The sequence below is a fragment of the Microvirga alba genome (assembly GCF_015694465.1).
Taxonomy (GTDB): domain Bacteria; phylum Pseudomonadota; class Alphaproteobacteria; order Rhizobiales; family Beijerinckiaceae; genus Microvirga; species Microvirga alba.
Genome location: NZ_JADQDO010000003.1, coordinates 116,062 through 129,173, shown reverse-complemented (window position 1 = coordinate 129,173; position 13,112 = coordinate 116,062). Strand labels below are relative to the sequence as shown.

The window sequence follows — 13,112 nt, the reverse complement described above, 5'->3', positions numbered from 1 at the left end:
ACATCTTGCGCTACCTACCTTCGGGGGAACCAGCATTACGACACCGTCGAACCGGCGGCCAACGCGGCGCGACCAAGGCTGCCAAGGGCCTGCTGACCCGGCTGATGACGAAGCAAGCATGGCGCGGCACCGCCGCATCATTAACGACAAGTCGGTGCCTTCGTTTTGGCCGCGATCTACCCCGCACTGTTCGAGCGCATCTATGTCAAGCCGAATGAGCGGCAGTTGGAGAAACCCTATACCGAGCCGCCCTAGGCTGAATCGACATCCATAGTAGAGCTGCGGCGATCAGAACGAAGCTGAGGAAGTTTGCGGCGCGTCGGTCGTATCGTGTTGCGATACCGCGGAAGTGCTTGAGTTTGTTGAAGCAGCGCTCGATCAGATTGCGCGGCCTTGTAGGCCTCGAAGTCGTAGGGGATCAGGACTTTTCGCGTGGGATTGCACGGGATCGCCGCTTCGGCGTTCATGCTGGCAATGATCTGGCGCAGGGCGTTGGCGTCATAGGCTTTGTCGGCCAGGCGTCAGACCCACGAGCAAGGCTGGGGCCTGGGTGACATCGCTGCGTTGGCCGGGCGTCAGGATCACGCGTAGCGGACGCCCTCGGCCATCGACGGCCATGTGGATTTTGGTGGTCAGTCCTCCTCGGGAACGCCCCAGAGCCTGGTCCCTCCTTTTTGGCCGCCGCCCTTGCCGGTGGCCGCCTGCTGATGGGCCCGCACCAGCGTGGAATCGAGAGCGACATAATCGTTGTGCGGATCATCGATGAGGTGATCGAACACCTTTTCCCAGACCCCAGCCTTCGCCGAGCGGGTGAAGCGTTTGTGGAGTGTCTCCCACTTGCCATACCGCTCCGGCAGGTCATGCCAGTGCGCGCCGGAGCGCAGCACCCACAAGACGCCGTTCACGAAGGTCAGATTGTCCTGCCCCGTGCGTCCGGGATCGCCCGCCTTGCCCGGCAGGAGCTTTTCGATCCGCCGCCATTGGATGGGGGTCAGTTCATAACGTTTCGGCTTGGGCGTCATGGGGCCCCAGATCAACAAATCTGGAGACCCATGAAACACACATCAGCCCAAAACGGAATCCTGAATGTCGATTGGACCTAGTCCATCACCGCCGCTTTGAGGATGCAGACCATGGTGGCGCGGCCCGGGCCGTCACTGATGCAACGCACGGAATGCGGCCGGTCACAACGGTAGCGCAGGGTCTCGCCCGCCTTCGCTCGCTGGACGACACCGCCAACCTCGACCTCGAACTCGCCGTCGAGAACCGAAAGACACTCCACCGAACCGCGCTGATGGCTGTCGGAATCGAGTACACCGCCGGAATCGGACTGCACGTCGTACCATTGCAGCCATTCGATGGTCTTGAGCCAGCCGATGATAGCGAGGCGCATCTTGCCGTCCTCGGAGACGAGGATCGGCGTATCCGCCCGGGACGACTTCTCGATGAACGGCTCCTCGTCGCTCGTCGCAAGAACGCGCTCGATGGAGACGTCCAGGGCCTGGCTCAGACGCCAGATCGTCGCGAGCGTCGGGTTGGTCTCGTTGCGCTCGATCTGACTGATGATGGATTTGGCCACGCCGGACTGCTCGGCGAGTTCCGACAGGGACAGATTATAAGCCTTCCGCAGGCGCTGGATCGTCTTGCCCATATGGCCGGACAGAACCTGCGCGCCGGTATCGAGATCCCGGTGCCGCTCTTTGCCTTCGACGCCCATGGTGCCTTGCCTTTGTGCTGAAAGACCGAACGTTCGTTCCTCAAAACGGTTTTGGGGTAACAGGCCAGTTGGGTCAAGCACTGACGACGTCGCGGCCAGTTTTTGCCGGGGGGCGACCGCTCAGCCGCCCGTCCGTTGGGACGTCACTTCCAGATCCCGCGCGCGCATTACGCCGAGGTGATGCTCCCGCCAGACGATGAAAAGCCCTGTCATGGCGACGATGCTGGCTCCTGTCACCATGGTCAGGGTCGGCAGGTCGCCGAAGACAAACCAACCGAACAGCAACGCCCAGATCATTGTGGTGTATTCGAACGGCGCGATGACCGATGTGTCGGCGAAGCGGTAGCTATGGGTCACCAGGATCTGGCCGATGCCGCCCAGGATGCCCCCGACGACAAACAGCAACAGATCCTCCCGATCCGGCATCCGCCAGCCGAAGACGATGGTGCACAATGAAAGTCCTGAGGCGAGGATAAAGAAATAGAAGACGATGGCTCCCGTCTTTTCAGTCGCGGTCAGACGGCGCACCTGTATCATCGCGCCCGCGGAGCAGAAGGCCCCGATGAAGGCACATAGCGCTCCCAGGGTCGGTCCGGCTGTCAGGCTTCCGGTGAAGGTCTCGATCTTCAGATAGGGCGAAAGCATGATCAGGACCCCGACGAATCCGATCGCAACGGCGGCCCAGCGATACGCGCGGACCTTCTCGTTCAAGAGCAGCGCAGCGAGGATGACGACGATGAGAGGCGAAGCGTAGCCGATTGCGATCGTGTCATGGAGCGGCAGATAGGAAAGAGCGGCGAAGCCGAGATACATGCCGCAGGTGCCGATGATGCCGCGCAGGAAATGGCCGGGAATGTTGTTTGTCCGCACCGCGTTGATGAGGTCCCGTTGCCAACCCAGCCACGCGAGAAGCGGGAGGAGCGCGAAGATCGAGCGGAAAAAAACGACCTCGCCGACGGGGTAACGGCTGGTGAGCGTTTTCAGCACGGCCGACATCAACGTGAAGGCGAGGGCGGACAGGACTTTGAGGGTAATCCCCAGAAGAGGTTTCACAGGCTTCGAGTCGCTTCAATCGGGATATGCAAACAATCACGATGCGTCCGCTACGTGAACCCCATTTCGACGGAAAACACCTGCACCCGGCGCATGCGATCCGCTCCGCCTGTCACAAATCCGCAAGGCAAACGTCACAGGGACGCTAAGCAAATCCTGTTTGGGTGAGAGCGGCAAGCCAAGTGGGGACGTCGCATGGCCCAGGAATTTGAAGCTGTCCGCGTGCGCGCGCTGTTCCTGTCGGATCTCCATCTGGGGACCAAGGGATGTCAGGCCGTTCCGCTTTTGAGTTTTCTCAGACACTATGACGCCGACACGATCTATCTCGTTGGCGACATCATTGACGGATGGCGCTTGAAATCCGGCTGGTATTGGCCGCAGAGCCATAACGACGTGGTGCAGAAGCTGCTGCGCAAGGTCCGCAAAGGCGCGCGGCTGATCTATATTCCCGGCAATCACGACGAGTTTCTGCGCGACTATATCGGCATCAATCTCGGCGGTGTGGAGTTGGCCGATTACGCGCTGCACGAGACCGCAGACGGCAAGCGCTATCTCGTCATTCATGGCGATCAGTTCGATCTCGTGGTCCGCCACGCCCGCTGGCTGGCCCTTCTCGGGGATGGAGCCTACACGGCGGCGCTTTTCGTCAACACCCACCTCAACATCGTGCGGCGGAAGCTCGGCCTGACCTATTGGTCGCTGTCCTCCTGGGCCAAGATGAAGGTCAAGAACGCGGTCAATTACATCAGCCGGTTCGAGGAATTGCTTGCGGCGGAAGCCAAGCGGCATGAGGCCGACGGCGTCATCTGTGGCCATATCCACCACGCCGCCATGCACGACGAATTCGGGGTGCGCTACGTGAATACGGGCGACTGGGTCGAATCCTGCACCGCCATCGTCGAGCATTATGACGGCTCCTTCCAGATGATTCGCTGGACGGAGGCTCCGAGAGCGAAGCAGATGGCTCCCAGCCCGGACGCTCCTGTGATCAGCCAGAGGCAGGCGGCCTGATGCGCCTCCTCATCGCAACGGATGCGTGGCGGCCGCAGATCAACGGCGTCGTGCGCTCGCTCGAATATATGGCGGCGGAAGCGCCGGGATTCGGGGCGGAGGTCACGTTTCTCACGCCGGAGAGGTTTCGCTCCTGTCCGATGCCGACCTATCCGGAAATACGCCTGTCGCTGGCCGTGCCGGGCGTGGTCTCCCGCTTCATCGAGGCCACGGGACCGACGCATGTCCACATTGCGACCGAGGGCCCGATCGGTCTAGCGACCCGTTGGGCCTGCCGACAGCAGGGACGGGCCTTCACCACGAGCTACCATACGCGCTTTCCGGAATACCTGTCGGCCCGCTTACCGATCCCTGAAGCGTGGTCCTATAGCGCTATCCGAAGGTTCCATAATGGCGGGCGCGCGGTGATGGTCAGCACGCCATCTCTTGAGCGCGAACTCCTCAGCCGTGGCTTTCGAAATATCCGGCGCTGGACCCGGGGCGTCGATACGCAGCTTTTCCGGCCTCGCGGCGAGCGCATTCTCGACGTCGGCGCTCCGGTTTTTCTCTATGTCGGGCGTGTCGCTGTGGAAAAGAACCTCGAATCCTTCCTGTGCCTCGATTTGCCGGGGACAAAGGTCATCGTGGGGGATGGGCCCGCGCGCACCGAGTTGGAGCGGAAATACCCGCAAACCCGTTTCCTCGGCGCTCTTGCGGGCGAGGACCTGGCGCGGGTCTATGCGTCGTCGGACGTCTTCGTCTTTCCGAGCCTGACCGATACGTTCGGCATCGTCCTACTGGAGGCTCTGGCCTCCGGCCTTCCCATCGCGGCCTATCCCGTGACGGGGCCGTTGGACGTCGTCGGCGCTTCGGGATGCGGCGTCCTGAAGGACGACTTACGGGAGGCGGCTCTGGCGGCGCTTGAGATCCCAAAGGATCGCTGCCGGAGCTATGGCGAGACATTCACCTGGCGTGAAAGCGCGCGACAATTCTTCTCCAATATCGAGGCGGTTCACACGGCGGCGTAGGCGCCAAGCCATTCGATCTCACATCAGGAAGTGCGGGCGGGCGCTCGAATAGGCCGTTTTGGCCTCCGCGAGGCCCTGAGCGTCCGACAACGGTTCTTCTTCCTCGGCGCGCGATAACTCCGGATCGCAAATCGCGATCATGGCGTGGATGCGCCCCTCGAGATAACGCAGCGTTTGAACCATGCGGCGGATGCGCTCCTCAGCGGTTTGATGCTCGATATCGGGGGATACGATCTCATGCCTCGTCTGCTGGACCGCCGAGACCATGTCCTGCAGATCGGCCTTGATGAGGCTCATGGTGCGCGCGGTCTGGTCCTCGATGACGGCCTCTTTCAACTCATTCACAGCAGCGAGAACCGTTTGCGTGTCCGCATTTCGGTTACGCTTGGCGTATTCACGGAGAAACCAACGACCGCGCGCTGTCTCCAGGACGGCGGCCTCGATGGCGTCGTAATCCGCATTGCTGAAGGTGACGAGCGTGTCTTCATCCGTCATGGTGGGAAACCCGTCTCCGCGATTCTCTGAGGACATCAGTGTGTCGAAAGGCTGGGCGGCTCAAGTCCGTCGGAACCTTCCCTAGCGGTAATGCACCGTGTTTTTTCTCCGGTCACCTAACATCCCCGCCCTCGGAAAGCCCCAGCCGTGACGGCAATTTTTCGACACCTCGGCGTTCGCCTTTCTGCGCTGCAGGCGGCAAGTTTCCTGAGCCACGGATTTTATCTGCCGTTTTTTCCCCTGTGGCTGCAGAGCAAGGGCCTGTCGCCGGTCATCATCGGATTCGTGGTCGCTATCCCGATCATCGTTCGGATCGTCGCCACGGCGCCGCTCCTGAGCCTCGCCGATAGATCTTTCGGGGCGCGGCGGCTGTTGCTCGCCAGCCATGCGGGCCAGATCCTTGGCTTTCCGCTGCTCATGCTGGCGCAGGACAGCTTCACGATCATCGCGCTTGTGGCGCTTGTCTCCGTTGCCCAGGCTGCCATCATTCCAGGCAACGACCTGGTTTGCACCTCCGCGGTGCAGCGCCATCCGGGCCTGGATTACGGCCGTATCAGGGGCTGCGGTTCGGTGTCGTTCTTCGTCGCCAATATCGTGGCCGGATATCTGATCGGCGCTTTCGGGCCGAATGTCGTGATCGTGTCGTTGTCCCTCATTCCGCTTCTCGGCATCACCGCCACGTTGGTCGCGGTTCCCCACGACATGCCGGACATGCCGGCTCGGGCTGAAGAGCGACAGGCACCCGTGTCAAAGGCGCTACCAGCGATCCTTTGGATCGTCATGATCGCCGCTGCGCTCACACAGGGCAGCCACGGCGCGTTGAACGCCTTCGCCAGCATCCACTGGCAAAAGCTCGGATTTCCCGACGCCACGATCGGTTATTTCTGGGCGACCGGCGTCATTGCCGAGATCATGGTGTTCATGTTTCTCGGCCGGGCAGTCGGTCGAGGTTCGGGGCTGTGGCTCATTCTCGTGGGATCAGCAGCGGGAGCGATCCGCTTTGCGGCCCTCTCGCTCAATCCCGGATTGGGGGTCACCCTCGTCCTCCAGGCCATGCACAGCCTGTCTTTCGGCGCGACGCATCTGGGGACGATGGCGGCCTTGACGGCGCTTTCACCGCACCAGGTCAGAGGTCGGGCGCAGGGGATTTACGGGTCACTCGCGGCCCTGACGACCGCCGCGACCACCATCGCGAGCGGCATGATCTACAAGGAAGCGGGGGCCACGATCTTTGCAGCGATGGTTCCCTTGGCGGTGGTTGGTTTCGTGCTGACCCTTATCGCTGCGCGCCTCTTGCGCGTTCAGCCCCGGGGCGAGGGCTGAGGCGGCGCTTTTGGGAGGGCTTTGACCCGCGCAAAAGCAAGAGTAGTCCGTTGCGGAATTCATCGCTTCGAGGGTGGGAAAATCTGCACTGCGAACGTGACGGCAGGCGCAGCATCGGTCATGATGGTTTGCCGGCTCCGCCAGGGACTGCGATTCTCACAATCGAGACCATCGCGTCCGATGGCCCGAGGCGACACGAGTTCCTCAGTGCCTTTTTCCGCTCCTATGTGTCGCCCTCTCATCCCGGTTCCATCGGCCCCGGTTTCCGGAAAGTTCCTGTCGTGACGAAATTCCCCGGAAACCTCGGTGCGCGCCTCTATGCCTTGCAGGCCGCAAGCTTTGTCAGTTCCGGGTTCTATCAGCCGTTCTTTCCCCTGTGGCTGGAGAGCAAGAATCTTTCCTCGGCCGTCATCGGCTTCATCGTCGCCATTCCGATCATTGTCCGGGTTGTCGCCGCCGCCCCGCTTCTGAGCCTCGCGGATCACTCGGCGCGCCGCATCCTGCTGGCGGGTCATGCTGGACAGATCGTCTGCTTCCCGCTTCTCCTTCTGGCACAGGATAGTCTGACCATCGCTGTGCTCGTGGCTTTTATTGCCGTCACACAGGCAGCGATCTTTCCGGTCCTCGACGTCGTGAGCACTGGGGCGGTGCTGCGCCACCCGGGATTGAATTACGGTCTGATCCGGGGCTTTGGCTCGATCTCGTTTTTCGTGGCGGCCATCGTGGCGGGTTATGTCATCGGCGCGTTCGGGCCGAATGCCGTGCTTGCGTCGCTGACGCTCATCCCGCTGCTCGGCATCACCGCGACCCTGATGGCTCTTCCGTATGAGATGCCGGACAACGCTGTCGCGCGCGAGGGTCCGAAGCCCCCCGTCTCCAAGAAGATACCGCATGTCTTGTGGCTGATCATTGTCGCCGCGGCCCTGATTCAGGGCAGTCACGGAGCGCTCAACGGCTTCGCCAGCATCCACTGGCGCGGGCTCGGATTCTCCGATTCCACGATCGGTTATCTCTGGGCGGCGGGTGTGATCGCCGAGATATTGGTGTTTATGTTCCTGGGCCGGGCAGTCGGTCGCGGTTACGGTCTCGGCCTCCTTTTCGTCGGGGGGGCCGCGGCCGTTATCCGGTTCACCGTCTTTTCCCTCAATCCCGGCCTGGGTGTCACGTTTGTTCTCCAGGCCATGCACAGCCTTTCCTTCGGCGCGACGCATCTGGGGGCGATGGCGGCGCTGACGGCGCTTTCACCGCATGGGGCGAGGGGCCGCGCGCAAGGGGTCTACGTTTCGCTCGCCGCCTCGGCGAACGCCATCGCCACCGTCGCCAGCGGCATCATCTACAAGGAGGCCGGGGCGGCGATCTTTGCGGCGATGGTTCCTTTGGCGACGGTAGGCTTCCTGCTGATGCTCCTTGCGGCCCGGCGCCTGCGCGTTCAGCCCCAGAGCGAGGGCTGAGGCGGATAGACGACGCTACCCTCGTAGACCAGGCCAGGCTCGCGATCCTTGGCAAGGAGCAGCGGGCCGTCGAGATCCACGAAACGGGCGCGAGGCGCGAGCACCATGGCCGGAGCCATGGCGAGCGAAGTACCAACCATGCAGCCGATCATAATGGCCAGGCCCCGTTCCTCGGCGGCGTCGGCGAGCGCAAGCGCCTCGGTCAGGCCGCCGGTCTTGTCGAGCTTGATGTTGACGGCGTCATAGAGTCCCACCAACCGGTCGAGGCTGGGCCGGTCATGCACGCTCTCATCGGCGCAGATGGCGATGGGACGGGCGATCTTGCCAAGAAAGCTGTCGTTCTTGGCGGGCAGGGGTTGTTCCACCAGGGCGAAGCCGGCCTCCGCGCAGGCGGCGAAGTGGTCCGCGAGATTGTCCTCGGTCCAGCCTTCGTTCGCATCCGCGATCAGAGTTGCATGCGGGGCAGCCTTGCGGACGGCGGCGATGCGCGCGAGATCGCCGCCCTCGCCGCCGAACTTGACCTTCAGGATCGGCCGCTCCGCCGCCCTTGCTGCCGCCTCGGCCATGGCTTCGGGGGTATCCAGGCTGATCGTGTAGGCCGTGGTGGCCGGTGGCCAGCGGTTCACCCCCGCCGTGATGTGGGCACGGATACCGGAGCGCTTGGCATCGAGATCCCAGAGGGCGCAATCGACCGCGTTGCGGGCCGCGCCAGCCGGCATGACGTTCTGCAGGGCTTCGCGGGTCAACCCCGCCTCGATTTGTGGTCGCAACGCCTCAATCGCCGCCGCGACGCCCTCGACCGACTCGCCGTAGCGGGGATAGGGCACGCACTCCCCATGACCGACGGCTCCGTTTTCGGTGATCGTGGCCGTGACGACCACGGCTTCCGTGCGGGAGCCTCGGGCAATGGTGAACTTTCCGGCAATCGGGAACCGGTCGATGGCAACGGTAAGACTGCGCATTCTCTCTACTTCTCGTTAAGTTCGGCTCGACTTGTGGCGCAACGACACGCTATCACCAAACGGAATCATTGCCGGAAGGATGAGCGTGGCGCAGAGCACCTTGGCTCAAGAGCCGCAAGTCAGAATCGAACGGAGCGGAGATCATGTCACCGCCAAGCTCGCCGGTCACTGGACCGCCGAGTACGCGGCGTTGGTCGAATCGCTGGCGGACGAAATTGCTGTGGATTCGGGCCAGCATCACTTCATTCTCGATCTGAGTCAGGTCCAGCGGCTCGACACGCTCGGCGCTTGGGTTCTCGACCGCACGAGGCACGAGTTGGGCGGGCGTGGGCTTGCTGCCGATTTCGCTAATGCCAGCCCGGAGCAGCAGATTCTGCTCGATGAGGTCGCCTATCGCGGCTTTCAGGAGCAGACGAAGGTCAAACACTCCAAGATCGTCGATTTTCTGGTCGATATGGGCAAGAGCGTCTCGGGCGCGGGTCGCGACGTGATCGACGGCATCGCCTTCTTGGGCGAACTCGTGGCCGCGCTCCTGCGGGTTATCACCCATCCACGGCGCTTCCGCGGGACCGCCGTTGTCAATCAGTTGGAGCAGATCGCTTATCGCGGCGTGCCGATCATCGTGCTGATCTCGTTTCTGGTCGGCTGTATCATCGCGCAACAGGGCATTTTCCAGTTGGTCCGGTTTGGCGCTACGCCTTTCGTCGTCGATTTGATCGGCATCCTGGTCCTGCGTGAGCTCGGCGTTCTTCTCACCTCGATCATGGTCGCGGGCCGCTCTGGATCCGCGTTCACGGCCGAGATCGGCTCGATGAAGATGCGCGAGGAGATCGATGCCTTGCGCGTCATGGGCCTCGATCCCATCGAGGTGCTGATCATCCCGCGCATCCTGGCGTTGGTAATCGGGTTGCCGCTTTTAACCTTCATTGCTTCTATCGCGGCTTTGACCGGTGGCGGCGTGACGTCTTGGATCTATGGGGATATCAGTCCCGATGTCTTCCTCTCGCGCCTCCGGGCCGCCGTGGGCATGAACACCTTCATGGTCGGTATCATCAAGGCGCCCTTCATGGCGCTGGTGATCGGCATCATTGCCACCCTTGAGGGGCTGGCGGTGGCCGGTTCCGCCGAATCCCTCGGGCGGCACGTGACGTCTTCCGTGGTGAAGGCGATCTTCATGGTCATCGTGCTCGATGGTCTTTTCGCTATGTTCTTCGCCGCTATCAGGTACTGAAACGATGCTCGACAGGCACCATCCCGTTTCGGACAAGGACCGTGAAGTGGTCATCCGCGTGCGCGGCATCGAGGTCGGCTTCGGCGACAAGACCATTCTCAAAGGGCTCGATCTCGACGTTTATCGCGGTGAAATCCTCGGCTTCGTCGGCGCATCGGGGCAGGGAAAATCGGTTCTGACCCGTGCGATCCTGGGGCTGGTTCCCAAACGGGCAGGCACCATCGAGGTGTTAGGCCACAACCTCGACGAGTTGTCGCCCTCCGAGCGCCGCCTTATGGAGCGCCGCTGGGGTGTTCTGTTCCAACAGGGCGCGCTGTTCTCCGCGCTGACCGTGAAGCAGAACGTGCAAGTGCCGATGCGGGAGTACCTGTCTCTCTCGGAGCGGTTGCTCGACGAGCTGGCGATGCTCAAGGTCGAGATGGTCGGCTTGAATCCCGACGCGGCGGACAAGCTGCCCTCCGAGCTGTCCGGCGGCATGATCAAGCGCGCGGCCCTTGCTCGCGCTTTGGCGCTCGATCCGGACATTCTTTTCCTCGACGAGCCCACATCGGGCCTCGATCCCATCGGCGCCGGGGAATTCGACGAGCTTATCGCTACGTTACAGCGGACTTTGGGCCTCACGGTATTCATGGTAACCCACGATCTGGATAGCCTTTATACGGTCTGCGACCGAATCGCGGCTCTGGGCGAGGGAAAAATTCTGGCGGAGGGGACCATCGAGACGATGCTTGCATCGGATCATCCGTGGCTTCGAGCCTACTTTCACGGGAAGCGGGCTCGCGCGGCCTTGGCCGACGACGCTTAAGGTTTGTGATGGAAACGCGTGCAAATTACGCCCTGATCGGCTTGTTCACCCTGGCGGTGATCGCGGCGGGATTCGGCTTCGTCTATTGGTTTTCCGGTGGCGAACGCGGCCAGACCCGGCAAGCCGTCCGCATTGTGTTCTCTGGCTCGGTTTCCGGCCTGTCCAAGGGGTCGACCGTATCCTTCAACGGCCTTCGCGTGGGCGAGGTGACGGAGATCAACCTTCTCCCGGAAGACCCCCGCCGGGTTGTCGCCGTCGTTCAGGTCGACAGGAACACCCCCGTTCGTTCCGACACGCGCGCGCGTCTCGAATACCAGGGCCTGACCGGCGTGGCGACGATCGCGCTTTCCGGTGGTGAGCCCAGCGCGCCGCCCCTCGTGGCTGGGCCGGGACAGCCTCTGCCGACGATCTTCGCCGACAGGTCCGATTTCCAGGATCTTATCGAGACCGCCCGCAACATCGCGCGGCGGGCGGACGACGTGCTGGAACGCGTCGGGCGCGTCGTTGCCGACAACGAAGGCTCGATCAGCCGCACCGTCCAGAACGTCGAGCGCTTCTCGCAGGCCCTCGGCGAGAATGCCGAGGGTATCGACCGCTTCCTCGCGCAGGTCGGTCAGGCCGCCGAGAAGGTTGGCCCCCTGGCAGAGAAGCTCGAAACCCTCGCCACCAATCTCGACGAGGTGGTGCGCACGGTGGACCGCCAGCGGGTTGCGCGCATCGTGGAGAACGTCGACAGTTTCACGCAGTCGCTCGCCGACAGCAAACAGGCCATTCACGATGCCCTGCGGGATGCCGCGAGCCTCGTCGGACGCTTGAACGAATCCGCACCGAAGCTCGATACCGCGCTTGGAGAGATCAACAATATCGCGAAGGCGATCGATCCGGCCAAGATCGGACGCACCGTTGACAGTGTAGAGGTGTTCACCCAGACCTTGAGGCAGCGCAGCCCGGACGTGGACAAGGCGATCACCGAGGCCCGCTCGATCACTGAAAAACTCAACAAGTCCGCCGACCGGATCGACAGTGTCCTGGCGGGCGCAGAGAAATTCCTTGGCTCGGCCTCGGGTGAAGCGGGGAAGGGGGCCTTCGACGAAATTCGCGAGGCAGCCAAGTCGGTGCGCGTTCTCGCCGACAATCTGAACCAGCGCACCGAGGGTATCCTCGCCGGCGTCGGTCGCTTCGCCAACACGGGTCTGCCCGAATACGAGGCGCTCGCCGTCGAGGGACGCAGGGCGCTTGGCGACATCAGTCGCGCGGTACGCAGCATCGAACGTAATCCACAGCAGTTCATTTTCGGTGGCCGTCCGTCGATCCCCGAATACAATGGACGCCGTTAGTCCTTGATGATCATGTCTGGATCGCCAGTGTTTCTCTCCCCCATCCAATGCATCCGGCGGTTCGGGCGGCTCGCGCCCGCGCTGCTTGTGGCCGGCCTTGCGGGGGCGTGCTCCTCCTCGGCTCCGGCTCCGACAACCTTCGATCTCTCGGCCCCGACCGCCAAGGTCCGGGGAAACCCCGGGGTGCAGGTTCAGGTGGCCGAGCCGGTCGCCCTGCAGGTTCTCTCCGCACAGCAGATCATCGTAAAGGACGCATACGGCACGATCTCCTTCCTCGGAGGAGGGCAGTGGTCCGACAATCTTCCCCGGCTGATCCAGACCCGCCTGATCAACACGTTTGAAAATTCCTCGCAGTTGCGCAATGTCTCGAGACCCTCGAGCGGCGCGGCCGCGGATGCTCAGCTCATCTCCGAGCTTCGCAGTTTCGAGATCGCGACGCCGCAGAACGAGGCGGTGGTCGAGATCTCGGTCAAGCTCGTGAGCGAGCCCAACGGTCGCATCGTCAACGGCCGGATCTTCCGGGCCCGCATTCCTGCCGGAGCAGCCGAAGCCGGGTATGCGGTGAGAGCGCTCGACGAGGCGCTGTCGATCGTGATGGTCGACATCGTGCGATGGGTCAGCGGAACCAGCATTCCCCGGCGCGACGAGGTGAGCCAAGCGACGAACTCGCCACCGGTTTAGAGATCGGCACATTCCAAAACAAAAACGCGGCCCTCAAGG

General features: G+C 62.6%; 12 protein-coding genes and 1 pseudogene. 8 read left to right on the top strand and 5 right to left on the bottom strand.

Annotation, left to right across the window (positions count from 1 at the left end; genetic code table 11):
- Positions 1-205: 205 nt before the first annotated feature.
- The 3 genes and pseudogenes from I2H38_RS08815 to I2H38_RS08805 all read right to left on the bottom strand — a co-directional run bounded on the left by I2H38_RS08815 (position 206) and on the right by I2H38_RS08805 (position 2,770).
- Positions 206-1,022: pseudogene (locus tag I2H38_RS08815) on the bottom strand (IS5 family transposase).
- A 77-nt stretch (positions 1,023-1,099) separates the two neighbouring features.
- A complete protein-coding gene (locus I2H38_RS08810) occupies positions 1,100-1,717 on the bottom strand; it encodes a helix-turn-helix domain-containing protein (protein WP_196271483.1) in 618 nt (205 codons plus the stop codon).
- Positions 1,718-1,837: 120 nt separating this feature from the next.
- Positions 1,838-2,770 (bottom strand): DMT family transporter, encoded by a 933-nt coding sequence (locus I2H38_RS08805; protein ID WP_196271482.1) that lies wholly within the window; start codon positions 2,768-2,770, stop codon positions 1,838-1,840.
- A gap of 195 nt (positions 2,771-2,965) precedes the next feature.
- On the opposite strand from I2H38_RS08805, the gene I2H38_RS08800 reads away from it, so the two are divergent.
- Both I2H38_RS08800 and I2H38_RS08795 read left to right on the top strand, forming a co-directional pair.
- Entirely contained in the window at positions 2,966-3,781 is an 816-nt protein-coding gene (locus I2H38_RS08800) for a UDP-2,3-diacylglucosamine diphosphatase (protein WP_196271481.1), read from the top strand.
- Positions 3,781-4,788 carry a glycosyltransferase family 4 protein gene (locus I2H38_RS08795; RefSeq protein ID WP_324617369.1) on the top strand — a complete coding sequence of 336 codons (1,008 nt, stop codon included), beginning with the start codon at positions 3,781-3,783 and terminating at the stop codon, positions 4,786-4,788. The genes I2H38_RS08800 and I2H38_RS08795 overlap by 1 nt, the downstream gene beginning before the upstream one ends.
- Positions 4,789-4,806: 18 nt before the next feature.
- On the opposite strand, the gene I2H38_RS08790 is transcribed toward I2H38_RS08795, so the two are convergent.
- On the bottom strand, positions 4,807-5,319 hold the full coding sequence (locus I2H38_RS08790) for a hypothetical protein (RefSeq protein ID WP_196271480.1): 513 nt from the start codon (positions 5,317-5,319) through the stop codon (positions 4,807-4,809).
- A gap of 111 nt (positions 5,320-5,430) precedes the next feature.
- Here I2H38_RS08790 and I2H38_RS08785 point away from each other — a divergent pair, with 111 nt between their 5' ends.
- Both I2H38_RS08785 and I2H38_RS08780 read left to right on the top strand, forming a co-directional pair.
- Complete coding sequence (locus I2H38_RS08785; RefSeq protein WP_196271479.1) at positions 5,431-6,606, top strand: MFS transporter; 1,176 nt, start codon at positions 5,431-5,433, stop codon at positions 6,604-6,606.
- A gap of 281 nt (positions 6,607-6,887) precedes the next feature.
- A complete protein-coding gene (locus I2H38_RS08780) occupies positions 6,888-8,057 on the top strand; it encodes an MFS transporter (protein ID WP_196271478.1) in 1,170 nt (389 codons plus the stop codon).
- Here the strand turns inward: I2H38_RS08780 and dgcA are convergent.
- Complete coding sequence (gene dgcA, locus I2H38_RS08775) at positions 8,036-9,019, bottom strand: N-acetyl-D-Glu racemase DgcA (protein ID WP_196271477.1); 984 nt, start codon at positions 9,017-9,019, stop codon at positions 8,036-8,038. The genes I2H38_RS08780 and dgcA overlap by 22 nt on opposite strands.
- 79 nt (positions 9,020-9,098) lie before the next feature.
- On the opposite strand from dgcA, the gene I2H38_RS08770 reads away from it, so the two are divergent.
- The 4 genes from I2H38_RS08770 to I2H38_RS08755 are packed head-to-tail and all read left to right on the top strand — an operon-like array spanning position 9,099 to position 13,073.
- On the top strand, positions 9,099-10,250 hold the full coding sequence (locus I2H38_RS08770; protein WP_196271476.1) for an ABC transporter permease: 1,152 nt from the start codon (positions 9,099-9,101) through the stop codon (positions 10,248-10,250).
- Positions 10,251-10,254: 4 nt separating this feature from the next.
- A complete protein-coding gene (locus I2H38_RS08765; RefSeq protein WP_196271475.1) occupies positions 10,255-11,055 on the top strand; it encodes an ABC transporter ATP-binding protein in 801 nt (266 codons plus the stop codon).
- Positions 11,056-11,063: 8 nt separating this feature from the next.
- Positions 11,064-12,392 carry an MlaD family protein gene (locus I2H38_RS08760; protein ID WP_196271474.1) on the top strand — a complete coding sequence of 443 codons (1,329 nt, stop codon included), beginning with the start codon at positions 11,064-11,066 and terminating at the stop codon, positions 12,390-12,392.
- 12 nt (positions 12,393-12,404) lie between these two features.
- The gene (locus tag I2H38_RS08755) at positions 12,405-13,073 is read left to right on the top strand and encodes an ABC-type transport auxiliary lipoprotein family protein (protein WP_196271473.1); all 669 of its coding nucleotides are present in this window, start codon (positions 12,405-12,407) and stop codon (positions 13,071-13,073) included.
- Positions 13,074-13,112: the final 39 nt, after the last annotated feature.

Excerpts from the sequence above, each read along its gene's own strand:
- I2H38_RS08800 (WP_196271481.1), top strand. The coding sequence starts at position 2,966 with ATGGCCCAGGAATTTGAAGCTGTCCGCGTGCGCGCGCTGTTCCTGTCG.
- I2H38_RS08760 (WP_196271474.1), top strand. The coding sequence starts at position 11,064 with ATGGAAACGCGTGCAAATTACGCCCTGATCGGCTTGTTCACCCTGGCG.
- I2H38_RS08790 (WP_196271480.1), bottom strand. The coding sequence starts at position 5,319 with ATGTCCTCAGAGAATCGCGGAGACGGGTTTCCCACCATGACGGATGAA.
- I2H38_RS08810 (WP_196271483.1), bottom strand. The coding sequence starts at position 1,717 with ATGGGCGTCGAAGGCAAAGAGCGGCACCGGGATCTCGATACCGGCGCG.
- dgcA (WP_196271477.1), bottom strand. The coding sequence starts at position 9,019 with ATGCGCAGTCTTACCGTTGCCATCGACCGGTTCCCGATTGCCGGAAAG.
- I2H38_RS08770 (WP_196271476.1), top strand. The coding sequence starts at position 9,099 with ATGAGCGTGGCGCAGAGCACCTTGGCTCAAGAGCCGCAAGTCAGAATC.
- I2H38_RS08755 (WP_196271473.1), top strand. The coding sequence starts at position 12,405 with ATGTCTGGATCGCCAGTGTTTCTCTCCCCCATCCAATGCATCCGGCGG.
- I2H38_RS08765 (WP_196271475.1), top strand. The coding sequence starts at position 10,255 with ATGCTCGACAGGCACCATCCCGTTTCGGACAAGGACCGTGAAGTGGTC.
- I2H38_RS08795 (WP_324617369.1), top strand. The coding sequence starts at position 3,781 with ATGCGCCTCCTCATCGCAACGGATGCGTGGCGGCCGCAGATCAACGGC.